The 23,121-nt window shown below is 71.6% G+C and carries 20 protein-coding genes and 1 tRNA gene; 8 read left to right on the forward strand and 13 right to left on the reverse strand.

Features of this window, described 5'->3' with window-relative positions; genetic code table 11:
• Positions 1 to 94: 94 nt before the first annotated feature.
• Positions 95 to 3,340, forward strand: coding sequence for a S41 family peptidase (locus IO24_RS0124075; protein WP_031138723.1), 3,246 nt, complete (start codon positions 95 to 97; stop codon positions 3,338 to 3,340).
• A gap of 76 nt (positions 3,341 to 3,416) precedes the next feature.
• Here IO24_RS0124075 and IO24_RS0124080 read toward each other — a convergent pair whose 3' ends face one another.
• The 4 genes from IO24_RS0124080 to IO24_RS0124095 form a co-directional block, all read right to left on the reverse strand.
• On the reverse strand, positions 3,417 to 3,635 hold the full coding sequence (locus IO24_RS0124080) for a hypothetical protein (protein WP_031138724.1): 219 nt from the start codon (positions 3,633 to 3,635) through the stop codon (positions 3,417 to 3,419).
• A gap of 76 nt (positions 3,636 to 3,711) precedes the next feature.
• Positions 3,712 to 4,596 (reverse strand): SDR family oxidoreductase, encoded by an 885-nt coding sequence (locus IO24_RS0124085; RefSeq protein WP_031138725.1) that lies wholly within the window; start codon positions 4,594 to 4,596, stop codon positions 3,712 to 3,714.
• Positions 4,593 to 5,516, reverse strand: a complete 924-nt coding sequence (locus IO24_RS0124090) for an alpha/beta fold hydrolase (protein ID WP_031138726.1) — start codon at positions 5,514 to 5,516, stop codon at positions 4,593 to 4,595. Before IO24_RS0124090 ends, IO24_RS0124085 begins: the two co-directional genes overlap by 4 nt.
• Entirely contained in the window at positions 5,513 to 7,042 is a 1,530-nt protein-coding gene (locus IO24_RS0124095) for a flavin-containing monooxygenase (protein WP_031138727.1), read from the reverse strand. Before IO24_RS0124095 ends, IO24_RS0124090 begins: the two co-directional genes overlap by 4 nt.
• Positions 7,043 to 7,173: 131 nt before the next feature.
• On the opposite strand from IO24_RS0124095, the gene IO24_RS0124100 reads away from it, so the two are divergent.
• The gene (locus IO24_RS0124100) at positions 7,174 to 7,815 is read left to right on the forward strand and encodes a MerR family transcriptional regulator (RefSeq protein WP_031138728.1); all 642 of its coding nucleotides are present in this window, start codon (positions 7,174 to 7,176) and stop codon (positions 7,813 to 7,815) included.
• On the opposite strand, the gene IO24_RS0124105 is transcribed toward IO24_RS0124100, so the two are convergent.
• Complete coding sequence (locus IO24_RS0124105) at positions 7,812 to 8,615, reverse strand: exodeoxyribonuclease III (RefSeq protein ID WP_031138729.1); 804 nt, start codon at positions 8,613 to 8,615, stop codon at positions 7,812 to 7,814. The genes IO24_RS0124100 and IO24_RS0124105 overlap by 4 nt on opposite strands.
• A 60-nt stretch (positions 8,616 to 8,675) precedes the next feature.
• On the opposite strand from IO24_RS0124105, the gene IO24_RS0124110 reads away from it, so the two are divergent.
• Positions 8,676 to 9,164, forward strand: a complete 489-nt coding sequence (locus IO24_RS0124110; RefSeq protein WP_031138730.1) for a GNAT family N-acetyltransferase — start codon at positions 8,676 to 8,678, stop codon at positions 9,162 to 9,164.
• 91 nt (positions 9,165 to 9,255) lie between these two features.
• Here the strand turns inward: IO24_RS0124110 and IO24_RS0124115 are convergent.
• The 7 genes from IO24_RS0124115 to galU all read right to left on the reverse strand — a co-directional run bounded on the left by IO24_RS0124115 (position 9,256) and on the right by galU (position 14,780).
• Positions 9,256 to 9,329, reverse strand: a tRNA-Ala gene (locus IO24_RS0124115).
• Positions 9,330 to 9,412: 83 nt separating this feature from the next.
• Positions 9,413 to 10,630, reverse strand: a complete 1,218-nt coding sequence (gene sepX, locus IO24_RS0124120) for a divisome protein SepX/GlpR (RefSeq protein WP_031138731.1) — start codon at positions 10,628 to 10,630, stop codon at positions 9,413 to 9,415.
• Between the two features lie 172 nt (positions 10,631 to 10,802).
• Positions 10,803 to 11,429, reverse strand: coding sequence for a GNAT family N-acetyltransferase (locus IO24_RS0124125; RefSeq protein ID WP_037668310.1), 627 nt, complete (start codon positions 11,427 to 11,429; stop codon positions 10,803 to 10,805).
• A 17-nt stretch (positions 11,430 to 11,446) separates the two neighbouring features.
• A complete protein-coding gene (locus tag IO24_RS0124130; protein ID WP_031138734.1) occupies positions 11,447 to 11,947 on the reverse strand; it encodes a MogA/MoaB family molybdenum cofactor biosynthesis protein in 501 nt (166 codons plus the stop codon).
• Positions 11,944 to 12,453, reverse strand: coding sequence for a cyclic pyranopterin monophosphate synthase MoaC (moaC, locus tag IO24_RS0124135; RefSeq protein WP_031138736.1), 510 nt, complete (start codon positions 12,451 to 12,453; stop codon positions 11,944 to 11,946). Before moaC ends, IO24_RS0124130 begins: the two co-directional genes overlap by 4 nt.
• An 82-nt stretch (positions 12,454 to 12,535) precedes the next feature.
• Positions 12,536 to 13,876 carry a molybdotransferase-like divisome protein Glp gene (gene glp, locus IO24_RS0124140; protein ID WP_031138738.1) on the reverse strand — a complete coding sequence of 447 codons (1,341 nt, stop codon included), beginning with the start codon at positions 13,874 to 13,876 and terminating at the stop codon, positions 12,536 to 12,538.
• 4 nt (positions 13,877 to 13,880) lie between these two features.
• Entirely contained in the window at positions 13,881 to 14,780 is a 900-nt protein-coding gene (gene galU, locus IO24_RS0124145) for a UTP--glucose-1-phosphate uridylyltransferase GalU (protein ID WP_031138740.1), read from the reverse strand.
• Positions 14,781 to 14,873: 93 nt separating this feature from the next.
• Between galU and IO24_RS0124150 the strand changes: the two genes are divergently transcribed.
• Positions 14,874 to 15,497, forward strand: coding sequence for a 5-formyltetrahydrofolate cyclo-ligase (locus IO24_RS0124150; RefSeq protein WP_078899318.1), 624 nt, complete (start codon positions 14,874 to 14,876; stop codon positions 15,495 to 15,497).
• Positions 15,498 to 15,556: 59 nt separating this feature from the next.
• On the opposite strand, the gene IO24_RS0124155 is transcribed toward IO24_RS0124150, so the two are convergent.
• Positions 15,557 to 18,388 carry a penicillin acylase family protein gene (locus tag IO24_RS0124155; protein WP_031138744.1) on the reverse strand — a complete coding sequence of 944 codons (2,832 nt, stop codon included), beginning with the start codon at positions 18,386 to 18,388 and terminating at the stop codon, positions 15,557 to 15,559.
• 216 nt (positions 18,389 to 18,604) lie between these two features.
• Between IO24_RS0124155 and IO24_RS0124160 the strand changes: the two genes are divergently transcribed.
• The 4 genes from IO24_RS0124160 to IO24_RS0124175 all read left to right on the forward strand — a co-directional run bounded on the left by IO24_RS0124160 (position 18,605) and on the right by IO24_RS0124175 (position 23,053).
• Positions 18,605 to 20,155, forward strand: a complete 1,551-nt coding sequence (locus IO24_RS0124160) for a potassium/proton antiporter (RefSeq protein ID WP_234335243.1) — start codon at positions 18,605 to 18,607, stop codon at positions 20,153 to 20,155.
• A 264-nt stretch (positions 20,156 to 20,419) separates the two neighbouring features.
• Positions 20,420 to 21,712, forward strand: coding sequence for an MFS transporter (locus IO24_RS0124165; RefSeq protein WP_031138748.1), 1,293 nt, complete (start codon positions 20,420 to 20,422; stop codon positions 21,710 to 21,712).
• A gap of 67 nt (positions 21,713 to 21,779) precedes the next feature.
• Positions 21,780 to 22,115 (forward strand): FmdB family zinc ribbon protein, encoded by a 336-nt coding sequence (locus IO24_RS43330; RefSeq protein ID WP_078899317.1) that lies wholly within the window; start codon positions 21,780 to 21,782, stop codon positions 22,113 to 22,115.
• Between the two features lie 77 nt (positions 22,116 to 22,192).
• The gene (locus tag IO24_RS0124175; RefSeq protein ID WP_031138750.1) at positions 22,193 to 23,053 is read left to right on the forward strand and encodes an S-methyl-5'-thioadenosine phosphorylase; all 861 of its coding nucleotides are present in this window, start codon (positions 22,193 to 22,195) and stop codon (positions 23,051 to 23,053) included.
• Positions 23,054 to 23,121 lie beyond the last annotated feature (68 nt).

The raw sequence follows: 23,121 nt of genomic DNA on the forward strand, positions 1-23,121 counted from the left end.
TTATGAAAACGAAACCGTTTCGTACGTGTGCTGGGTCACGGCGGCCGCTTCGTCATAACTTGCTGCGCTTCCCACCCGGGCAAAGCATGGTCACGTGACCTATCTGCGTCTGCCGCACCTCCATGACGACCTGGTGTGCTTCGTGGCCGAGGACGACCTCTGGCTCGCTCCGCTCGACGCCCCCGGCCGGGCCTGGCGGCTCACCGTCGACCGCACCAAGGCGGGCCACCCGCGCTTCTCGCCCGACGGCCGCCACCTCGCCTGGACGAGCTGGCGCACCCTGGTACCCGAGGTGCACGTCGTCCCGGTGGACGGCGGCCCGGGCCGCCAGGTGAGCCACTGGGGCAGCGCCGACACCCGGGTCTGCGGCTGGACCCCGGACGGCGAGATCCTCGCCGTGGCCTCGCACGGCGAGCCCTTCTCCTACTTCACCTGGGCCTACAAGGTCTCCCCCGGCGGCGACCCGGGGCGCAAACTGCCCTGGGGGCCGGTCGCCGACATCCAGGTCGCCGACGTGGACGGGGAACGCAAGTCCCTGCTCCTCACCGGCACCCCGCCGCACGAACCGGCCTCCTGGAAGCGCTACCGCGGCGGGGCCACGGGCCGGCTCTGGCTGCACGGCGAACGGCTGCTGGAGGGCCTCGGCGGCCACCTGCACTCCCCCATGTTCGTCGGCGGCCGCATCGCGTTCCTCTCCGACCACGAGGGCGTCGGCAACCTCTACTCCTGCGCCTACGACGGCTCCGGCCTGCGCCGGCACACCGACCACGACGCCTTCTACGCCCGGCACGCCGCCAGCGACGGCACCCGGGTGGTGTACCAGTGCGGGGGCGACCTGTGGCTGGTGGACGACCTGTCCCCTGACTCCGGACCGCGCCGGCTGGACGTACGGCTGAGCGGGCCGCGGGCGGGGCGGCGCCCCTACCAGGTGGCGGCGTCCCGGCACGTCGACGGGCTCTCGGTCGACGAGACCGGGCGGGCGAGCGCCGTCGTCGTACGCGGCAGCCTGTACTGGCTCACCCACCGGGACGGCCCGGCCCGCACCCTCACCGACACCCCCGGCGTCCGGGTGCGGATGCCGGAGATGCTCGGCGGGAGCGGGCGGGTGGCGTACGTGACGGACGCCGAGGGCGAGGACGCGATCGAGATCGCCTACCTGCCCCGGGCCAGCGGTGACCGGGCGCCCCGCAGGCTGGCCCCGGGCGCCCTGGGCCGGGTGCGCGAGCTGGTCTCGGACCCGGAGGGCGAGCGGCTGGCGGTCGCCTCGCACGACGGCCGGCTCCTCCTCGCCGACGTCACCGAGGACTCCGGCGGCGAGGTCACCGAGCTGATCCGGTCGGCCAACGGGCCCGTGCGCGACCTCGCGTTCTCCCCGGACGGGGCGTGGCTGACCTGGTCCCACCCGGGCATCGGGCGGACGCTACGGCAGATCAAGATGGCCCGGCTCGCCGGAACGGCGGAGGCGGACCGGCTGATCGTCGACGTCACCAACGGCCGCTTCGAGGACGAGAACCCGGTCTTCACGCGCGACGGCCGCTACCTCGCCTTCCTGTCCTGGCGCGGCTTCGACCCCGTCTACGACGTACACACCGGCGACCTGTCCTTCCCCCTGGGCTGCCGCCCCTACCTCGTGCCGCTGTCCTCCGCGACGCCCTCCCCGTTCGCGGTGAACCCGGAGGGCCGCCCGGCCGCCGGGGGCCTGGACCCGGTGGAGGACGACGACAACGGCGACAACGGGGCCGTGATCGTCGAGGTCGAGGGGCTGGAGAGCCGCGTCACGCCGTTCCCGGTGGCCGCCTCCAAGTACTCGGCGCTGCACCCGGTGGCGGGCGGCGGGCTGGTGTGGCTGCGCTGGCCGATCTCGGGCGCCCTCGGCGAGACGTTCGCCAACCCGGACGACACCAGCGGCCGGCCGACCCTGGAGCACTTCGGCGTCACCAAGGCCAGGAAGTCCGAACTCGCCCAGCATCTGGACTGGTTCGCGGTCAGCGGCGACGGCAGCCGGCTGGTGATCGTCGACGAGGGCGAACTGCGCGCGGTCCCGGCCAACGAGCCGGGCGACTCCGACTCGACGGTATGGATCGACGCGCGCCGCATCCTGCACACGGTCGACCCGGCGGCGGAGTGGCGGCAGGCGTACGAGGAGGCCGGGCGGCTGATCCGGGCCTACTTCTGGGACCCGGGCATGTGCGGCATCGACTGGTACGGGGTGCTGGACCAGTACCGCCCGCTGGTCGAACGGGTCTCCTCCCCCGACGAGTTCGCCGACCTGCTCCGCGAGGTCCTGGGCGAACTGGGCACGTCCCACGCCTACGTCACCGCCGCCCGGCGCAACGAGGGCCCGCCCCACTACCAGCGCCGGCAGGGCCTGCTGGGCGCCAACTTCGTACGCCGGGACGTCGGCTGGGCCGTCAAGCGGATTCTGCTCGGCGACTCCTCCGACTCCAAGGCACGCTCCCCGCTGGCCGGCACGGGCATCCGGGAGGGCGCAGTCCTCACCCACGTGGACGGCCGCCCGGTGGATCCGGACGCGGGCCCCTACCCGCTGCTGGCCGGCGCGGGCGGTACGACGGTGGACCTGACCTTCGACCCGGCGGAGGGCGGGGGCCCGCCCCGGCGGGTCGCCGTCGTCCCGCTCGTGGACGAGCGGCCGCTGCGCTACCAGGACTGGGTGGCCAAACGCCGGGCGGTGGTGCGCGAGTTGAGCGGCGGGCGCTGCGGCTATCTGCACATCCCGGACATGGGCGGTTCGGGCTGGGCGCAGTTCAACCGCGACCTGCGTATGGAGGTGTCCCGCCCCGCGCTGATCGTGGACGTACGCGGCAACGCCGGCGGTCACATCAGCGAGCTGGTCATCGAGACGCTGAGCCGCACGATCCTGGGCTGGGACCTGACCCGCGACGCCCAGCCGGTGTCGTACACCTCGAACGCGCCCAGGGGGCCGGTGGTGGCCCTGGCCGACGAGGCGACCTCCTCCGACGGCGACATGATCACCGCCGCGTTCAAGCTGCTGAAGCTCGGCCCGGTCGTGGGGCAGCGCACCTGGGGCGGGGTGGTCGGCATGACCGGCCGCCACGATCTGGGCGACGGCACGGTGATCACGGTGCCGATGAACGCGGCCTGGTTCGACGCGTACGGCTGGTCGGTGGAGAACCAGGGCGTCACCCCCGACATCGACGTCCTGCGCACCCCGCTGGACTGGGCCGAGGGGCGGCACGCCCAGCTGACCGACGCGGTGGAACTGGCACTCGGGCTGCTGGAGACCGACCCGCCGGCGACGCCGCCGACCTACAGCGACGTACCGGACCGCTCCCGCCCGAAGCTGCCGCCCAGGACGTGAACTCCCGGCGGGACGTGACAGACAGGGGAAAGGGGCGCCCCGCACGGGGACGCCCCGGTCCGCTCAGCACGCAACGTCAGGCGTCGAAGTCCTGGTCGAAGCGGTCCTCCTGCTCGCGCTCACGGTCGCGCTGCGGCTCCGTGCGCTCACGGTCGCGCTGCGGCTGCGAGGGGTCCATGTCCTCGTCGCGCCGGCGGTTGCGGCCCGGCACCTGCTCGCGAGCCTGCTCCGCCTTCTGGCGAGCCTGGTTCTGCCACTGCTCGGACTTCTCCTGGAACTGGTCCTTCATACCCATGTGGGTTCACTCCCGTTGGGGGTGAGGGGATCTGGCTCGTTCAGATTCACACGGGTCGTGACGCTGCGCATGTCGATCACTTACGGAGCGTAGTCCGCTGCTGCTCGTCGGCGGCTCCACCGGCCCCGACCAGGCCCGTGCGCATGCCCGTCAGCCGGTCCGCGAACCGCCGCATCTCGCGCTGGCCCACCGTCCCGATGACCCCGGGCAGGTAGCCGCGCACGCCCTGCATCCCGCGCAGCCACCACTGCCCGTACACATGGCTCGACCTGCGCTCGATCCCCTCAACGAGCCGGTCCACGGCCGGCCCCAGCGGATACGTCTTGTTGGACGGCCAGGGCAGCCGCTGCCTCAACTCCCGCATGACGTCGTCCTGGTCGGCCCCGCGCACCATGTCGGTGTCGGTCCACGACAGGTATCCGACGCCCACCTTCACGCCCCGGTGCCCGACCTCGGCGCGCAGGCTGTGCGCGTACGCCTCCACGCCCGACTTGGACGCGCAGTACGCGGTCATCATCGGCGCCGGGGTGATCGCGGCCAGGGACGCGATCTGGAGCAGATAGCCCCGGCTCCGCGTCAACAGCGGCAGGAAGGCGCGGCCGGTCACCGCCGAGCCGATCAGGTTGACCTCGATCACCCGCCGCCAGGACTCCGGGTCGGAGTCGGCGAACGGCCCGCCGGTGGCGACACCGGCGTTGGCGACGACGATGTCGACGCGGCCGAAGCGCTCCTCGACCTCGCTCGCGACACGGGCCATCGCCTCGTGGTCGGTGACGTCGGCGTGCCAGTGGTCGCTGTCGCTGTGCAGCCGCCCGGAGACCTGCTTGAGCGCGTCCGGCTCCAGGCCGACGAGCGCCACCTTCACACCGCGCGCGGAGAGTTTGCGTGCCAGCAACTCCCCGACGCCGCGCGCCGCCCCGGTCACCACGGCGACCTTGCCTTCGAGGCTCACCCTGCTCATGCGCTCTCCTCGGATACGACCTGGATGTGTGCGTGGACGAGCTCCCGGATGGTGCCGGTGACCAGTTCGGGCGCCTCGATGGGCGTCATGTGGCCGATGCCGGGCAGTTCGGCGAGCCCGGTGCAGTGCGGCAGCGCGGCGGCCAGGGCCCGGGCCTGCGCCGGCGGCGTCAGCCGGTCCGCCGTCCCGACGATCACGGCCGTGGGCACGTCCAGCTCCCGCACACCGTGGTCGAGGTCGAGCAGATCCAGCACCTGCGACCAGGCGTGGCGGACCTTGCGGGGGCAGGCGTGCACGATGCGCGCGCACGCCTCGATCATGTGCGGGGCCGAACCGGGGCCCATCGTCCCGTACTTGAGGATCCGGCGGGCCAGCGGCGTGACCGGGCCGAGCGGGGCGCGGGAGCCGAGGACCCGCCGGGTCAGCCAGGTCCGAACCCGCCCGGCCCGCAGGGGGACGACGGTGGCGGCGGCGACCAGCTGCGAACTGCCCGTGCTGCACAGCAGGACGGCGGCCGCGTGCGCCCGGAACGCGGCTCTCCCGGAGGCCGCCATCACGGTCATGCCGCCCATGGAGTGCCCGGCGATCACGGCCTGTTCGCCCGGCGCGAGGGTGGCCTCGAGTACGGCTTCCAGATCGTCGGCGAGCGCGTCGGGGCTGCACGCGGGGCTCGCGGGGCTGCGCCCGTGACCGCGCTGGTCGTAGGCGATGACGCGGTGGTCGGCGGCCAGGCCGCGGATCTGCGCCGCCCAGAAGGCGGTGGAGCAGGTCCAGCCGTGGGCGAGGACGACGGCGGGCGCGCCCTCGGACCCGTGGACCTCGACGTGCAGCCGGGCGCCGTCGGCGGAGAAGGCGGTCAGTTCGCGTGCCGGGGCGGGCGGGGCGTAGGGCCCGGAGTCGACGTGCAGGAGACGGCTCACGCGTCCACCTCCGCCTTCTTCGCGGTGTTCTTCTCCGTCTTGCCGGCTGCGGGGACCCGCAGGACGTCGTACTCCGCGAGGTCCACCCGCCGTGTCGCCCGCCGGAACTCGCCGGTGGTGCCGGGCCAGATGGTGGTGTTGCGGCCGCTCGCGTCGAGGTACCAGCTGGTGCATCCGCCGGTGTTCCACACAGTGCGCTTCATGCGCTCCTGCACCCGGTGGTTCCAGGCGCGCACGGCGTCCGGGCGGGCGTCGAGGGCGACCCGGCCGCCGAGGACGTCGAGCTGGCGGACGTAGTCGGCGAGGTAGTTCAGCTGGGACTCGATCATGAGGATCATCGAGGAGTTCCCGAGGCCGGTGTTGGGCCCGATGACCGTCATCCAGTTGGGGAAGCCGGCCGCCGAGGCACCGCGCAGGGCCTCCATGCCGCCCTTCCAGGCCTCGGCGAGGGTCCGCCCGTCGGCGCCCACGACCCGGTCGGCGATGGGCATGTCGGTGACGTGGAACCCGGTACCGAAGACGATGGCGTCCACCTCGGCCTCGCTGCCGTCGGCGGCGACCAGGGTCGAGCCGCGGACCTTGGCGAGGCCGCTCGCGACGACGTCCACATTCGGCTGCGCGAGCGCCGGGTAGTAGTCGCTGGAGAGCAGGATCCGCTTGCAGCCGATGCGGTAGTCCGGGGTGAGTTTCGCCCGCAGGGCCGGGTCCTTGATGGAGCGGGCCATGTTGCGCCGGGCCAGGTCCTCGACGAGGCCGAGCTGCCCCGGATGCTTGGTGAACGCCTGGACCTGCAATTCCCTGATGCCCCACAGCAGTCCGCGCCTGATCTGCGAGGTGAAGGGCAGCTGCCGGTGCATCCACCGCTCGGCGTCGCTGATCGCCCGGTCCATGCGGGGCATCACCCAGGGCGCTGTGCGCTGGAACAGGGTGAGCCGGGACACATCGGGCTGGATCGACGGCACGATCTGGGCGGCCGAGGCACCGGTCCCCACCATCGCGACGCGTTTGCCGCGCAGGTCGTAGTCGTGGTCCCAGCGGGCCGAGTGGAACACCTGGCCCGGGAAGGACTCCAGCCCGGGGATGTCCGGCACCTTCGGGTCGGACAGCGGCCCGGTGGCCGACACGACGACGTCCGCCGAAAGACTCCCGCTGCTGGTCTCGATGTCCCAGCACAGCCGCTCGCCGTCCCAGGCCATCCGCTTCACCTCCGAGTCGAAGCGGATGTGCGGCCGCAGCCGGAACACGTCGGTCACGTGCTCCAGGTAGTCGCGGATGTGCTCCTGCCCCGAGAAGGTGCGCGGCCAGTCGGGATGGGGCGCGAAGGAGAACGAGTACAGATGCGACGGCACGTCACACCGGCACCCCGGGTAGCTGTTGTCCCGCCAGGTGCCGCCGACACTGCTCGCCCGCTCCAGGACGACGAAGTCGGTGACACCCTCGCGGCGCAGCCGCACGGCGGCCCCCAGCCCGCCGAACCCGGACCCGACCACCGCGACCCGCACATGCTCGTGTTCGCGCTCGCCCATGCCGACACCTCCACACACCACGAGAACCATGCCAGTGAACACTGGCGCAATGGGAGCGTAGGGCAGCGGCGTACCGATGGGTAGGGGGCGGGCCCAGGAAAGTTACCCGTGGTACGCCTTAAGGTGCCCAGGTGGCCGAGAAGCGTGAATACCGCATGGAAGAGCTGGCCCGCCTCGCCGGGATCACGGTGCGCACCCTGCGCTTCTACCGCGAACGCAAACTGATCCCGCCACCCCGCCGCGAGGGCCGCATCGCCTGGTACGACGACCACCACCTGGCCCGGCTGCGCACGATCACGGCCCTGCTGGAGCGCGGCCACACCCTCAGCGGCATCGCGGAACTGGCGGAGGCCTTCGACCACGGCCGGGACGTCGGCGACCTGCTCGGCGTCGGCGGCCCCACCGAGGAGGAGCCGGTCCACCTCACCCCCGAGGAACTCGCCGACCACTTCGCGGGCGAGGCCACACCGGAGAACCTCGCCGCCGCGATGGAACTCGGTTACCTCGGCACCGACGGCGAGGAGATCGTCCACATCAGCCGCCGCCTCCTGGACGTCTCCTCCGCCCTGGTCCACGAGGGCATCCCGCTCGCGGAGGTCCTCGGCGCGGCCAAACAGGTCCGCACCCACGCCGACGCCCTCGCCGAACTCTTCACCGCCCTGGTCCTCCGCCACGCCTCCGCCCGGGACCTCCCCCGCCTGCGCCCACTGGCCCGGAGCGTGGTGGAGGCGGAACTGTCACTGGCGCTGGACCGGAGGATGCGGACGTCCTAACGGTCGTAGACGACGGTCACCGGCGCGTGGTCGGACCACCGCTCCGCATGCGTGGCGGCCCGCTCCACGAACCCCTTGACCGCCCGCTCGGCGAGCTTGGGAGTGGCCACGTGGTAGTCGATCCTCCACCCCGTGTCGTTGTCGAAGGCCCGCCCGCGGTAGGACCACCACGAGTACGGCCCCTCGGTGTCCGGGTGCAGCGCGCGCACGACGTCGGCGTACCCGCCGTCGGCCGGGTCGAGGACGCGCCCCAGCCACTCCCGCTCCTCCGGCAGGAACCCGGAGCTCTTCTGGTTCCCGCGCCAGTTCTTCAGGTCGGCCCGCTGGTGGGCGATGTTCCAGTCGCCGCAGACGAGCACCTCGCGCCCCTCGGCGGCGGCGCGCTCCCGCAGTCCCTTCAGGTGGGCGAGGAACTCGCCCATGAAGCGTTCCTTCTCGTCCTGCCGCTCGGTGCCCACCTCACCGGAGGGGAGGTAGAGGGAGGCGACGGTGACGCCGGGCAGGTCGGCCTCCACGTACCGCCCGCTGCCGTCGAACTCGGCGGACCCGAAGCCGATCCGCACCCGGTCGGGCTCGCGGCGGCTGTACAGGGACACCCCGGCCCGGCCCTTGGCGGCGGCCGGCGCGTGGACGACGTGCCACCCCTCGGGCGCCCGGACGTGCTCCGGCAGCTGCTCCGGCTCGGCCCGCACCTCCTGGAGGCACAGCACATCGGCTTCGGTCTTCGCGAGCCATTCCACGAAGCCCTTCTTCGCGGCGGCACGCAGCCCGTTCACATTCACAGAGGTCACAGTGAGCACCCGGGCACGATACCGGCACACTGGACGAGGTCCAGTTCCGGATCGAATACGGTAGCGGCCATGCACATACGCCGGGTCTCCTTCGACCACCCCGACGCCACGAAGCTGAACGACCAGGTCCAGGCCGAGTACGCCGTCCGCTACGGCGACGACGGCGACGCCACGCCCATGGCCGCCGCGGACTTCGACCCGCCGAACGGCGTCTACCTGATCGCGTACGACGAGCACGGCACCCCCGTCGCCTCGGGCGGCTGGCGCGCCCAGGACGCCAACGACGAGGGCAACACCGACGGCGACGCCGAGCTCAAGCGCATGTACGTGGTCGACGGCATGCGCGGCCGGGGCCTGGCCCGCCGCATCCTGGCCGCCCTGGAGGAGGACGCCCGCGCGGCCGGCCGCATCCGCATGGTCCTGGAAACCGGCACCAAGCAACCGGAGGCCATAGCGCTGTACACGTCCAGCGGCTACGAACCGTGCGCCAAGTTCGGCTACTACCGCCTCTACGACTCCAGCCGCTGCTTCGCGAAGCGCCTTGGGCCTGCCCACTGACGAGAGCTCAGCGACCGCCCCCGGGCAAGCCTGTGACGCTGAACACACGTCAGAGCCCCGGTCGGTTTCCCGACCGGGGCTCTGAGCTGCGTGGACCTGAGGGGATTTGAACCCCTGGCCCCCTCGATGCGAACGAGGTGCGCTACCGGACTGCGCCACAGGCCCTTGCAACGAGTGAAACTTTAGCACCCCGATCGGCCTGCTTGGAAATCCGTTCCCAAGGGGTTGCCACCTGCGGGTTCGCGGAACTACTCGTTGGCCGCCCGGGGGCGGTCGCCGTCCTCGTACTGGTCGAACAGCGGGGTGCGGCCGCGCTCCCGGGCCCGCCGGGCGGAGGCCGCCCGGCGCGCGTCGGTGCGCCCGCCGCCGTCGCCGTCGCCCGTGTCCTGGGCGGAGGGTTCCGGCTCGCCCGGGTGGTCCGCGGCGCCGGAGTCGCTCTCCGCGTTCGGGGCGACCGTGCTCGACCGGGCCGAGCTCCAGGTGTCGGGGGCTCCGAGGTCCACATCGCTGGTGGCCCGCGGGGCGACCGGGGCCGTCACATACGTCGGCAGAGGCACCGGCACCGGCTCCCAGCTGTCGCCGCCCTGCCCGGGACGCCGCTGCCGCTCGCGCTGCTGGTCGACCCACTCGGCGTGGTCGGTCTGCTCGACGAGGGCGCGCCGGTCCGCCGCGAGGGCCGACATGCCGGGGTCGGTCACCGGCTCGGACCCCTCCTCCGGTTCGTCGATCTCCTCGGCGGCCACGGGACGCCGGCGGGGCTGGCGCTGCCGCTCCCGCAGGCGCTGCGCCGCGACCTCGGCCATGCGGCGGTCCATCTGGTACGCGAACCGGCGGCGCTCCTGCGAGCGCAGGTACGCGATGTAGACGCTGAGCATGACCGCGGGCACGCCGGGCGCCCACAGGAAGGCGAGTCCCCCGACCGCGGCGACGATCGCGCCGAGCGTGAAGGCGAGGAACAGCATGGTGGTGGTGCGCCGGCGGCGCGCGAGCACCTTCGAGCGCCGGGCCCGCGCCGCGGCCGCCTGGTCCTGCGCCGAGGCGCTGCGCCGGGCGGTGGGTACCCGTTCCCGGGGACGCCCGGAGGCCACCGCGTTCGGTGCGGGCGAACGGCGGGCCGGGGGCTCGGGGGCCGCCTGGCGGACCGGCTGCTCGGGGGCGGGCGACGGTACGGGTGCCTGGGTCTGCGGACGCGTCTTGGACACGGCGAAGGCCCGGACGTCCACCGAGTCGGTGACGGCGTCCAGGTCGCCGGCGTCCTGCTCCCCCTCGTCGGTGGAGCGCGCCCGCAGGTCCTTGGCGTACCGGCGCTCCATCCCCGCCCGTCCGGACAGCAGCCGGATGGCGGTGCTGAAGCGTTCCGTCGGACGGGCCTCGTTCAGCTCGTCCTGCCTACGGAGCCACATCGGCACCAAGTAGGCGGCCCAGGCCCCGACAATGACTGCGTAGATGAGGCCGCTGCTGCTCACGCCTCACACCGTAGAGGGGTTTGCGTGAGGCCATCTGCCAATTGGGCCGGTGTGTCGCACGATCTGGCTGATATTTCGAACTTTTCTTGTGATCGATGCGATCAGCAGACCACCCGGCACGGGAATTCATTGCCCTCAGATGGTCATCGGCCGATCAATTTCGAACACTTATTCAATTTCCGGGGTGGTGCCGCATTCCCCGATTACTCTGCGATCGTGCCCGTTGCCACCGTCTCAGCAACCCGTCCGGCACCTCTTCCGCCGTGAGCGCGAAGACGAGATGGTCGCGCCAGGCCCCGTCGATGTGGAGATAACGCGGCCGCACACCCTCCTCGCGGAATCCGAGTTTCTCCACGACCCGGCGGCTGGGCCCGTTCTCGGGGCGAATGCAGACCTCGATGCGGTGCAGTCCGACGGTGCGGAAACAGTGGTCCGTGACGAGCGCCACCGCCGTCGGCATCACACCGCGGCCCGCCACCGCCTCGTCCACCCAGTAACCGACGTGGCCCGAGCACATCGAGCCCCAGGTGATCCCGGCGACCGTCAACTGCCCGACCAGCCGCCCCTGGTACTCGATGACGAAGGGCAGCATCCGGCCCGCGTTCGCCTCCGACCTCAGATGGCGGACCATCTGGCGGAAGGTCGGGCGGTGCGTCATCGGCCCGCCCGGCGAGGGCGGCGGAATCGTCGCCTCCCAGGGGCGCAGCCAGTCACGGTTGCGCCGGTTGACCTCGCGCCAGGCCCGCTGGTCGCGCAGTTTTATCGGCCTGAGGACGAGGTCGCCGTCCACCAGCTCCACGGGCCAGGATGGGCTGTTCAGCTCGCACCCCCACTACCGGGTCTGGGGTGATCGCCGCCCCGGAGCTGCTCGACGGCGTGGACGAGCAGCGGCTCCAGGACGGCGATGCCGTCCTTCACTCCGCCGCTCGACCCGGGCAGGTTGACGATCAGCGTGCCTCCGGCCACTCCGGCCAGGCCCCGGGAGAGCGCCGCCGTCGGCACCTTCTCCCGGCCGAACGCCCGGATGGCCTCGGCGATGCCCGGGACCTCGTGGTCGATCACGCGGCGGGTCGCCTCGGGGGTGCGGTCGGTGGGTGAGATGCCGGTGCCGCCGGTGGTGACGATGACGTCGTAGCCGGCGTCGACACCGGCGCGCAGGGCGGCCTCGACGGGGTCGCCGTCGGGGACGACCTGGGGACCGTCGACCGCGAAGCCGAAGCGCTTCAGGCCGTCCGAGATCAGCGGGCCGCCCTTGTCCTCGTAGATCCCGGCGGCGGCCCGGTTCGAGGCCGTGACGACCAGAGCGCGATAGGTCATGCCCGGCTCCAGTCGCCCGACTTGCCGCCCGTCTTCTCCTCCACCCGTACGTCCGTGATGACCGCTCCCTTGTCGACCGCCTTGACCATGTCGATCACGGTCAGCGCGGCGACGGAGACCGCCGTGAGGGCCTCCATCTCGACGCCCGTGCGGTCCGTCGTCTTCACGGTGGCCAGGATCTCCACCGCGTCGTCCGCGACCGACAGGTCCAGTTTCACACCGGACACCGACAACGGGTGACAGAGCGGGATCAGATCGGGGGTGCGTTTGGCGCCCATGATCCCGGCGATCCGCGCGGTCGCGAGGGCGTCGCCCTTGGGGACACCCTCGCCGCGCAGCAGCTCGATCACGCGGGGCGAGACGAGGACGCGTCCGCTGGCGCGGGCGGTGCGCGCGGTCACGTCCTTCTCCGACACGTCGACCATGCGGGCCGCGCCCGCCTCGTCGATGTGCGTCAGCCGGTCCTGCGTAGGGCCGTCGTGCGGGGGTGGGTCCTGCGTGCTCATGCTGTGTGGCGCTCCCGGTCCGGGCCCGTCGCGGTGCGGCGCGCGGACCTGCTGTGCGCGACACGGTACCCCCAACCAGCGGCTATCGGCCGAGCAGGACCACCTCGACCTCGGTGCCGGGCTCGACGGACTCGGTGTCCTCGGGGACGGTGATCAGGGCGTCCGCGTGGGCGAGGGCGGCGACCAGGTGGGAGCCGGCGCCGCCGACCGGGGTGACCTTGCCGTCGGCGTACGTGCCGCGCAGGAACTGCCGGCGGCCCTTCGGGGAGGTCAGTGCCCTGTCGGCGGCCAGCGTCGCCCGGGTTGTCGGGCGGTGCACGTCCGGCAGCCCCATGAGGGCGCGGATCGCGGGGCGGACGAACAGTTCGAAGGAGACGTACGACGACACCGGGTTGCCGGGCAGGGCCAGCAACGGGGTGTGGTCGGGGCCGATGGAGCCGAAGCCCTGGGGCTTGCCGGGCTGCATGGCGAGCTTGCGGAAGTCGATGCCGCTGCCGGCCTCGTCCTCGTCGCCGACGTGGGACAGCGCTTCCTTGACCACGTCGTACGCGCCGACGCTCACGCCGCCCGTGGTGACCATCAGGTCGGCGCGGACCAGCTGGTCCTCGATGGTGGAGCGCAGGGTCTCGGCGTCGTCGGCGACGGCGCCCACGCGGTAGGCGATGGCGCCGGCGTCGCGGGCGGCGGCGGTGAGGGCGAAGCTGTTGGAGTCGTAGATCTGACCGGCGCCCAGCTCCGTGTCGGGCTGGACGAGTTCGCTGCCGGTGGAGAGCACCACCACGCGCGGGCGCGGGCGTACACGGACGGTGCCGCGGCCGATCGCGGCGAGCAGGGAGATCTGGGGCGGGCCGAGGATGGTGCCGGCCTCCAGGGCGCGGTCGCCGGCCCTCACGTCGCTGCCCTTCGCGCGCACGTGCGCGCGGGCTTCGGCCGGGCGGTACACGTGCACGTGCCCCGTGGCTCCCTCGGGACCGAGGCTGCGGGCGCGCATCCCTGCCACCGGGCCCTCGCCGAGCCCGCCGTCGGTCCACTCGACGGGCACGACCGTCTCGGCGCCGGGCGGCAGAGGGGCGCCGGTCATGATGCGGGCGGCCTGCCCCGGGCCCACGTGGAGCAGTTCGGACTGGCCCGCGGCGACGTCCCCGACGACCTCCAGGGCCGCCGGGAACTCCTCGCTCGCGCCCGCGATGTCCGCGACCCGTACCGCGTAGCCGTCCATCGAGCTGTTGTCGAAGGGCGGCAGTGACACCGGCACCGTGATGTCCTCCACGAGGACGCAGCCCTGGGCGTCGAGCAGGTGCAGCTCGATGGGTTCCAGGGGCCGGACGGTGGCGAGGATGTCCTCCAGGTGCTCGTCCACCGACCACAGGTGGTCGGGGCCAAAGTGGTCCTGGCCGGTGACGTGGGGCGCGGCGCTGCTCAACGGGTTACATCTCCTCGGCTACGTAACTGCGAAGCCAGGTCCGGAAGTCCGGGCCCAGGTCTTCACGTTCGCATGCGAGTCGGACAATGGCACGCAGGTAGTCACCGCGGTCGCCGGTGTCATAGCGGCGGCCCTTGAAGACGACGCCGTGCACCGGGCCGCCGATCTTCTCGTCCTCGGCGAGCTGCTGGAGGGCGTCGGTGAGCTGGATCTCGCCGCCGCGGCCCGGCTCGGTCCGGCGCAGTATGTCGAAGATGTTCGGGTCGAGGACGTAGCGGCCGATGACCGCGTAGTGGGACGGGGCGTCGGCCGGGTCGGGCTTCTCGACGAGGCCGCCGACCTTGACGACGTCACTGTCCTCGGTGGTCTCCACGGCGGCGCAGCCGTACAGGTGGATCTGCTCCGGGGCGACCTCCATGAGCGCGATGACGCTGCCGCCGCGCTGCTCCTGGACCTCGACCATGCGCTGGAGCAGAGGGTCGCGGGGGTCGATCAGGTCGTCGCCGAGGAGGACGGCGAAGGGCTCGTCGCCCACGTGCGGGGCGGCGCACAGGACGGCGTGGCCGAGGCCCTTGGGGTCGCCCTGGCGGACGTAGTGCATCGTCGCGAGGTCGCTGGACTCCTGCACCTTGGCGAGACGGCCGGCGTCGCCCTTTTTCTGCAGCGCCGATTCCAGCTCGTAGTTGCGGTCGAAGTGGTCCTCGAGGGGGCGCTTGTTGCGGCCCGTCACCATGAGGACGTCGTCGAGACCCGCGGCGACTGCCTCCTCGACCACGTACTGGATCGCGGGCTTGTCCACGACCGGCAGCATCTCCTTGGGAGTGGCTTTGGTGGCCGGCAGGAACCGGGTGCCGAGGCCTGCTGCGGGAATGACAGCCTTGCTGATCCGAGGGTGCTGAGTCATGTCCGCCACCCTATCCGGTGCCTTTGCATGGAATCTGCGGCTCCGGTTCATAGGCGCTCGTATGAGCGTATTGCGACGGTACGGGAGCAACCAATGAGGTCCATCGCACGTCCGGACGAGCCTGACAAGCGGAGTTTGCGACGCGAGATCCTCGCGGTGAGGAACAGGTTGACGGCGGATGACCTGCGGGAAACGTCGGCCGCGCTGGCCGGGCGAGCGCTGGAGCTGCCCGAGTTGGCGCGGGCCGGGACGGTCGCGGCGTATGTCTCCGTGGGGAGCGAACCCGGAACGCTCGCGCTTCTGGACGCGCTGCGCGCCCGGGGCGTGCGCGTGCTGCTGCCGGCCCTGCTGCCCGACAACGACCTGGACTGGGGCGCGTACGAGGGCGAGGGCTCCCTGGCACGGGTGCAACACGGCGGCAGGATGGCCCTCTTCGAACCCGCGGGCGAGCGCCTCGGGCCGGACGCCGTGACCACCGCCGACGCCGTGCTGCTGCCCGGGCTGGCGGTCGACGCGCGGGGGATGCGGCTCGGGCGCGGCGGCGGCTCGTACGACCGGGTCCTGGCACGGCTGGACCGGGCCGGGGCCCATCCCGCCCTGGTGGTGCTGCTGTACGACTCCGAGGTCGTCGAGCGCGTCCCCGAGGAGCCGCACGACCGGCCGGTGCACGCGGTGGTGACACCGTCGGGTGTACGGCGGTTCCGCCAGGAGCCCTGACGCGAAGCGGCCCTCCACGCACGCGTGGAGGGCCGCTTCGCGTCACCGGTGCCGGTGGCTCACGGTTTGAGCACGAGCTTGTCGGTCGTGCTCTTCTCGACGGCCTGGTCCGAGAAGGACCACGGCAGCAGTTCGCCGTCGGCCCACTTGTCGGTCTGGTCGACGTAGTGGGCGCTGTAGGCGTGCCCGGAGGCGCCGGTGAGGTTGATCCACTTCGACTTGTCGAGGTCGCCGAGGTTCACCACCATCCGCATGGACGGCACCCACACCACCCCGTAGCCCCCGGCCGCGTTCCAGCCGGTCGCGTTGACCGTGGCCTCGCCGCCGCCGAGCTCCCAGGGACCGCGGTTGAGGGCGTACTGGATGAAACCGGGGCCCGATGTGCCGAGGGTCTGGTTCTTCAGGAACAGGCGGTGCAGCCGGCCCCAGCTCCAGGAGTCGATGTCCTTGCCGAGCTTGGCGGTCAGCTCCCAGCGGGCGTCGATCATGGCCCGCTTGAACAGCTGGTCGCGGTTGACGGCGCCGGGGCGGCTGTTGCTCACCTTGGGCGTCTTCCACCAGTCGCTCTTCGGCTGGTTCATGAGCTTGCGCACCACCTCGAACCAGCGGTCGCCGCCGTCCGGCTGCGCCTTGTCGGGGTCGCGCTGGCCGCACTCGCGGACCTTCTCGGCCTCGTCGGCGGGGCCGGTGGTGTTGACCGGCTCGACCCACAGGCACTGGCCCTTGGGGCGCAGCTCCTTGGGCAGCTTGTTGCCGAAGGCGAGCTTGAGGACGTTGCGCCAGACCGCGTTGAAGTAGGCCGCCGCCGCGGAGTCGGCGTCCTGGGTGTAGTCCCAGCCCTCAAGGAGCTTCTGCGCCTCGCGGACGTCCTTGTTCCCGGGGTCGATCTTCAGCAGCGTGGGCACCAGCAGCCGGGCGATCTCGCTGCTGTTGTCCAGCTGCATCTGGCGCATGTCGTCCGTGGAGATCTTGCCGCCGTCCTTGATCTTCGACTGGATCAGGTCGGTGATCCGCTGGCTGCGCGCGCCGTAGCCCCAGTCCGCGGTGAGCGTGTACGGGTACTCGTCCGGGTCGATCACGGCCTGGTTGGCGGTGACGATGTAGCCGCGGTCCGGGTTGTACTCGTAGGGCAGCGCGTCCTGCGGGATGTAGCCGGTCCAGCGGTACTTCGGGTCCCAGCCGGGCGCCGGGACGGAGCCGTCGTCGCTCTCCTCGCGCGTGGGGATCCTCCCCGGCAGCGTGTAGCCGATGTTGTTCTCGGTGTCGGCGTAGATCAGGTTCTGCGAGGGCACCTCGAACTGCGCGGCGGCCTTGCGGAAGTCGGTCCAGTTCTTCGCCTTGTCCATGGCGAAGACGGCGTCCATGGTGGTGCCGGGCTGCAGGGCGGTCCAGCGCAGCGCGATGCCGTAGCCGTCACCTCGGTCGGGTGCGGCGGTGTCGACGGTGGCCTTCTTGCCGACCTTCACGAGCTCCTCGTCGCGGTCGGACAGCAGGGGCCCGTTGTTGGTCTCGCGGACGACGATCTTCTTGGGCTCGCCCCCGGCGACCTTGATGGTCTCCTCGCGGGTCTCGAAGGGCTTGACCTTGCCGTCGTACAGGTAGCCGTCGCCGGTGATCTTCTCCAGGTAGAGGTCCGTGACGTCGACGCCGGAGTTGGTCATGCCCCACGAGATGTTCTGGTTGTGACCGATTATCACGCCCGGCATGCCGGCGAAGGTGTAGCCGCTGACGTCGTACTGGCACGTGCTGGAGACGCTGCGGCAGTGCAGGCCCATCTGGTACCAGACGGACGGCAGGGAGGGCGACAGGTGCGGGTCGTTGGCCAGCAGCGGCTTGCCGGTGATGGTGTACTTCCCGCCGACGACCCAGGAATTGGAGCCGATGCCGTCGCCGTTCACGCCGACGGCCGGCGGGAGGTCGTCCAGGACTCGGGTCAGGCCGCCGAGCTGGCTGTCCAGGCCCGCGGCGCCGGAGGCGGCACCGGACGTGCCGGAGGCGGTGCCGCTCGCGCCGGACGCGGTGCCGGAGCCGCCGGACGCCGTGCCCCCTGCGCCGGTGGCGGTACCGCCGGTTCCGTTCGTCCCGGATGTACCGTTCGCGCCGCCCTGCTCGAACGCCTCCGACAGTTCGTTGTACCGGCCCTCCTGGACGATCGCCTTGTTCCGGCTGTACGGGTACTCCGGGTACAGGTCGGCGATCTCCTTCGGGCCGAGGCGGCTGGTGAGCAGGGCGCGGTCGATCTCGTCCTGCATGTTGCCGCGCAGGTCCCAGGCCATCGCCTTCAGCCAGGAGATCGAGTCGACCGGGGTCCACGCCTGCGGCTTGTAGTCGTTGGTGAAGCCCAGCGCCGCGTACTCCAGGGAGATGTCCTCGCCGTCCTTGCCCTGGAGGTAGGAGTTGACCCCCTTGGCGTAGGCCTGGAGGTACTTCTTCGTGGCGGCCGACAGCTTGGCGTCGTACTCCTGCTTGGCGACCCGGTCCCAGCCGAGGGTGCGCAGGAACTCGTCGTTGTCGACCTGACTCTTGCCGAACATCTCCGACAGCCGGCCGGAGGCCATGTGGCGGCGGACGTCCATCTCGTAGAACCGGTCCTGCGCCTGGACGTAGCCCTGCGCCATGAACAGGTCCGCGTCGGACGAGGCGTAGATCTGCGGAATGCCGTAGTTGTCGCGTTTGACCTCGACGGGCCCCGAGAGGCCCTTCAGCGTGAGGCTGCCCTTGGTCTGCGGGAAGGAGGCCCGGACGGTACTGATGGACCAGTACGACCCGTAGGCCACGCCCCCGATGAGGGCCAGCACCAGGACGAGCACGAAAAGGCGGGCTTTGCGCCCCTTTCTCCTGCCGGACTTGCCGGGCTGCTGACCCGTGGAGGCGGTGGTGTTGGGGGGCATCGCTGTCCTTGCTGTCCTAACGCGAGCGGCAGGTTCGGCTGTGCTTTTAACTGAGCGCTGGAGCAACGATAGGCGCAGGGCCTTGCGCCCCTTGACGCGGAGTCGGGAACCGGCACGGACTGACGTTCGATCTTGCCCCCGGAAGGGTCAAGAAATCGTCAAGAGTTAGGTAAGGTAACGAAGTAGTTGGCGCGGTGCGCCACAGCGTCATGTGCGATGTACGTGAGCCCACGCGCGGTGCGTGCGGGCCAGGGAAGGATTCGGCCGCTGACTGTTCACCACCTCAACCAGCTCCTGCTCGTCTGCTCGCTCGTCCTGCTCGTCGCCGTCGCAGCGGTACGGATCTCCTCGCGCAGCGGGCTCCCCAGCCTGCTCGTGTACCTGGGGATCGGCGTCGCCATGGGCCAGGACGGCGTGGGCGACATCCACTTCGACAACGCCGAACTGACTCAGGTCATCGGGTACGCGGCCCTGGTCGTGATCCTGGCCGAGGGCGGTCTGGGCACGAAGTGGAAGGAGATCAAGCCGGTCCTGCCGGCCGCCACGGCACTGGCACTGGCCGGTGTCGCGGTGAGCGTCGGGGTCACGGCGTCGGCCGCGCACTATCTGATCGGTCTCGAATGGCGGCAGGCGCTCATCATCGGGGCGGTCGTCTCCTCGACCGACGCGGCGGCCGTGTTCTCCGTGCTGCGCAAGATCCCCCTGCCCGCGCGCGTGACGGGCACGCTGGAGGCGGAGTCCGGCTTCAACGACGCCCCGGTGGTCATCCTCGTGGTGTCCCTGTCCACGGCGGGCCCGGTCGAGCACTGGTACGTACTGCTGGGCGTGATCCTGCTGGAGCTGGCCATCGGCGCTGCCATCGGACTCGCGGTGGGCTGGCTGGGCTCCTTGGGCCTCAGGCACGTGGCGCTGCCCGCGTCCGGCCTCTACCCGATCGCCGTCATGGCGATCGCCGTGGTGGCGTACGCGGCCGGCGCGCTGGCCCACGGCAGCGGCTTCCTCGCGGTGTACCTCGCCGCGATGGTGATGGGCAACGCGCGGCTGCCGCACTGGCCGGCCACGCGCGGCTTCGCCGACGGGCTCGGCTGGATGGCCCAGATCGGCATGTTCGTCCTGCTCGGCCTGCTGGTCACCCCGCACGAACTGGGTGACGACATCGTGCCCGCGCTGGTCATCGGGCTGGTCCTGACCATGGTGGCGCGACCGCTGAGCGTGGTGCTCTGCCTGTCGCCGTTCCGGGTGCCGTGGCAGGAACAGACCCTGATGTCCTGGGCGGGGCTGCGCGGGGCCGTGCCCATCATCCTGGCCACCATCCCCATGGTGGAGGGCGTCGACGCCAGCCGCCGGATCTTCAACATCGTCTTCATCCTGGTCGTCGTCTATACCCTGATCCAGGGCCCGACGCTGCCCTGGCTCGGCCGCAAGCTGCACCTCGGCGACGGCTCGGAGGCGGCCGACCTCGGCATCGAGTCGGCACCGCTGGAGCGGCTGCGCGGGCACCTGCTGTCCGTGGCGATCCCCGACGGATCGAAGATGCACGGAGTGGAGGTGGCCGAGCTGCGGCTGCCGCACGGTGCGGCCGTGACGCTCATCGTGCGCGGAGGCGAATCCTTCGTTCCGCTGCCCACGACGATATTGCAGCGCGGAGACGAGCTCCTCGTGGTCGCCACGGACCCCGTCCGGGACGCGACCGAGAGCCGGCTGCGGGCCGTGGGGCACGGCGGCAAGCTGGCCGGCTGGCTGGGGACGGACGGGGCGGGCCGTTGAGGGCGTTTTGCGCCGTTTGGGATTTGTAGGGCGGGCAGGCCCATGGTGCTCACTTTCACAGGCACGCACCCCTTGATCCCTGTACGATGAAGGCGTTACCCAGATCGAACCAACTCTGCCTGACGCAGAGCTGGCGCGGCCGTATGGCGGTCGGGACACCCCTCCTCACCGGGCCCCGGCATCTACCGCAGTTCCGCGCAAGAGGACAGCTCTCGGCGCCGCCCAGCACGGGGCGCGCTACCAGGCGGCAGAAAGGCACGGGCCGTGGAGTCCACGGTCACCTCGAAGGCGTCGGAGAACCCGACGCCTTCCGCCCGCCCGGGGTACGGCCGGCTGCTGCGCACCCGCGGCGCCTGGACGTTCCTGCTCCCCGGCTTCGCGGCACGCCAGCCGTTCGCGATGCTGACCATCTCCATCGTGCTGCTGGTGCAGCACACCACCGGCTCGTACGGAGCGGCGGGCGCCGTCGCGGCCGTCACCGGTGTCTCCATGGCCCTGTTCGCCCCGTACACCGGCCGCCTCGCCGACCGCTACGGGCAGCGCGCCGTGCTGATCCCCGGGGTTCTGCTGCACGCCGTGTCCGGGCTGACGCTCACGGCGCTCGCGCTGCTGGACGCGCCCCTGTGGGCGGTGTTCGTGGCGGCCGTCCCGACCGGTGCCTCGGTGCCGCAGGTCGGCCCGATGGTGCGGGCCCGCTGGGGTGTGAAGCTCAAGGACTCGCCGCTGATGACCACCGCGGCGGCCTTCGAGTCCGTCACGGACGAACTGACCTTCGTGGTCGGGCCGCTGCTGGCCACCGCCCTGTGCACGGCCGTCGACCCGGCCGCCGGACTTGTCACGGAGGCCTCGCTGACCCTGATCGGCGGTCTGCTGTTCGCCGCGCAGAAGAGCACCCAGCCCACGGTCGCGGGCGGCGGCCACGCGCGCGTGGAGCACGCTTCGGCGCTGCGCGTCCCCGGGGTGCGCGTGCTGATCGTCATCTTCCTGGGCATCGGCACCGTCTTCGGCGGCATGCAGGTCTCGCTGGCCGCGTTCACCGAGTCGATCGGCGAACCCGGCCTCAACGGCGTCCTCTACGGCGTCTTCGCCGCGGGCAACATGCTCTCCGGCGTGGTCTGCGGCGCGATCGCCTGGAAGGCGGCCCCGCAGCGGCGCCTGGTCATCGGCTACACGGCGCTGGCCCTCACCGCGTCAGGACTGTGGGCCGCGCACTCGGTGCCGGTCCTCGCCGGCCTCGGCCTGCTGGTCGGCATGTGCATCGCACCCGCCCTGATCACCGGCTACACCCTGGTCGACAGCCTGGTCCCGGCCGGTGCCCGCACCGAGGCCTTCACCTGGCTCACCGGGGCGGTCGCGCTCGGCCAGGCCGCCGCCGTCACGATCGCCGGACAACTGGAGGACCGCCTGTGGGGCGGCGCCGGTTTCCTGGTGCCGATGGGCGGCACGGTGCTGGCCCTGGCGACCCTCCTGGCCCTGCGGTCCCGGCTGATGACACGGGCCAACGGCCGGACGGTCGCACGTGGCGTGGGTCACCGCGTGCCGGTGGCAGTGGACTGAACGGCCGGAATACGTCACTATGGATCGTCGTTAGCACTCATCGAGTGAGAGTGCCAGGAGGAAGACAGTGCCGACCTACCAGTACCAGTGCACCGAGTGCGGCGAGGGCCTCGAGGCGGTGCAGAAGTTCACCGACGACGCTCTTACGGAGTGCCCCAACTGCACGGGCCGCCTGAAGAAGGTGTTCTCGGCGGTCGGCATCGTCTTCAAGGGCTCCGGCTTCTACCGGAACGACAGCCGCGGCTCCTCGTCGAGCAGCGCCCCGGCGGCGAAGTCGTCGAGCTCCGGGTCTTCGGGCTCGTCGTCCTCCGGCTCCGGCTCGTCGAGCTCCTCATCGAGCTCCTCATCGAGCTCCTCGTCGAGCGCCGGCAGCAGCTCCTCCAGCAGCACCACCGCCGCGTAAGCACCGATTCTCACGGGACCCTGTCGCCCCCGGGCGACGGGGTCCTCGGCGTTTCCCCGTGCGGTTAGGGTGCGGGCATGGCGAACAAGGCGAACGTGACGGACCAGGCAGGCGCCGGGATCGGCGTCATCGGCGGGTCGGGGTTCTACTCCTTCCTCGACGACGTGACCGAGATCCAGGTCGACACCCCGTACGGGCCGCCCAGCGACTCCCTCTTCCTCGGTGCGGTCGCCGGCCGGCGGGTCGCCTTCCTGCCGCGGCACGGACGGGGCCACCACCTGCCGCCGCACCGGATCAACTACCGGGCCAACCTGTGGGCGCTGCGCTCGGTCGGCGTGCGCCAGGTCCTCGCCCCGTGCGCGGTGGGCGGCCTGCGCCCCGAGTACGGGCCGGGCACACTGCTGGTGCCGGACCAACTGGTCGACCGCACGAAGTCCCGCGCCAACACCTACTTCGACGGGCTGCCGCTGCCCGACGGCTCGGTGCCGAACGTGGTGCACGTGTCGCTGGCCGACCCCTACTGCCCCACCGGGCGGGCCGTCGCGCTGAAGGCAGCGCGCGGCCGGGACTGGGAGCCGGTGGACGGCGGCACGCTGGTCGTGGTCGAGGGGCCGCGGTTCTCGACGCGCGCGGAATCGTTGTGGCACCAGGCGCAGGGCTGGTCGGTGGTGGGCATGACCGGCCACCCCGAGGCGGCGCTCGCCCGTGAGCTGGCGCTCTGCTACACGTCCCTGACCCTGGTCACCGACCTCGACGCGGGCGCCGAGACGGGCGAGGGCGTCTCGCACGACGAGGTGCTGCGGGTGTTCGCGGCCAATGTGGACCGGCTGCGGGGGGTGCTGTTCGACGCGGTGGCCGGGTTGCCCGGGGAGGGCGAGCGGGACTGTCTGTGTGTGAGTGCGCTGGGCGGGATGGATCCGGGGTTCGCTTTGCCGTAGCGGTTCGGTGGCTTGGGCGGGTGCCGGGCCGGGCCGGGGTTGAGGGGCAGGGGGCCAGGGGGCCAGGG

The organism is Streptomyces flavovariabilis (genome assembly GCF_000725785.1).
Lineage (GTDB): Bacteria > Actinomycetota > Actinomycetes > Streptomycetales > Streptomycetaceae > Streptomyces > Streptomyces hawaiiensis.

Coding starts and splice junctions, on each gene's coding strand:
- IO24_RS0124150 (WP_078899318.1), top strand. CDS start 14,874: ATGAGGTCCATCGCACGTCCGGACGAGCCTGACAAGCGGAGTTTGCGA.
- IO24_RS0124080 (WP_031138724.1), bottom strand. CDS start 3,635: ATGGGTATGAAGGACCAGTTCCAGGAGAAGTCCGAGCAGTGGCAGAAC.
- IO24_RS0124155 (WP_031138744.1), bottom strand. CDS start 18,388: ATGCCCCCCAACACCACCGCCTCCACGGGTCAGCAGCCCGGCAAGTCC.
- IO24_RS0124110 (WP_031138730.1), top strand. CDS start 8,676: ATGCACATACGCCGGGTCTCCTTCGACCACCCCGACGCCACGAAGCTG.
- moaC (WP_031138736.1), bottom strand. CDS start 12,453: ATGAGCACGCAGGACCCACCCCCGCACGACGGCCCTACGCAGGACCGG.
- galU (WP_031138740.1), bottom strand. CDS start 14,780: ATGACTCAGCACCCTCGGATCAGCAAGGCTGTCATTCCCGCAGCAGGC.
- IO24_RS0124085 (WP_031138725.1), bottom strand. CDS start 4,596: ATGAGCAGGGTGAGCCTCGAAGGCAAGGTCGCCGTGGTGACCGGGGCG.
- IO24_RS0124130 (WP_031138734.1), bottom strand. CDS start 11,947: ATGACCTATCGCGCTCTGGTCGTCACGGCCTCGAACCGGGCCGCCGCC.
- IO24_RS0124175 (WP_031138750.1), top strand. CDS start 22,193: ATGGCGAACAAGGCGAACGTGACGGACCAGGCAGGCGCCGGGATCGGC.
- IO24_RS0124160 (WP_234335243.1), top strand. CDS start 18,605: ATGTACGTGAGCCCACGCGCGGTGCGTGCGGGCCAGGGAAGGATTCGG.
- IO24_RS0124095 (WP_031138727.1), bottom strand. CDS start 7,042: ATGGGCGAGCGCGAACACGAGCATGTGCGGGTCGCGGTGGTCGGGTCC.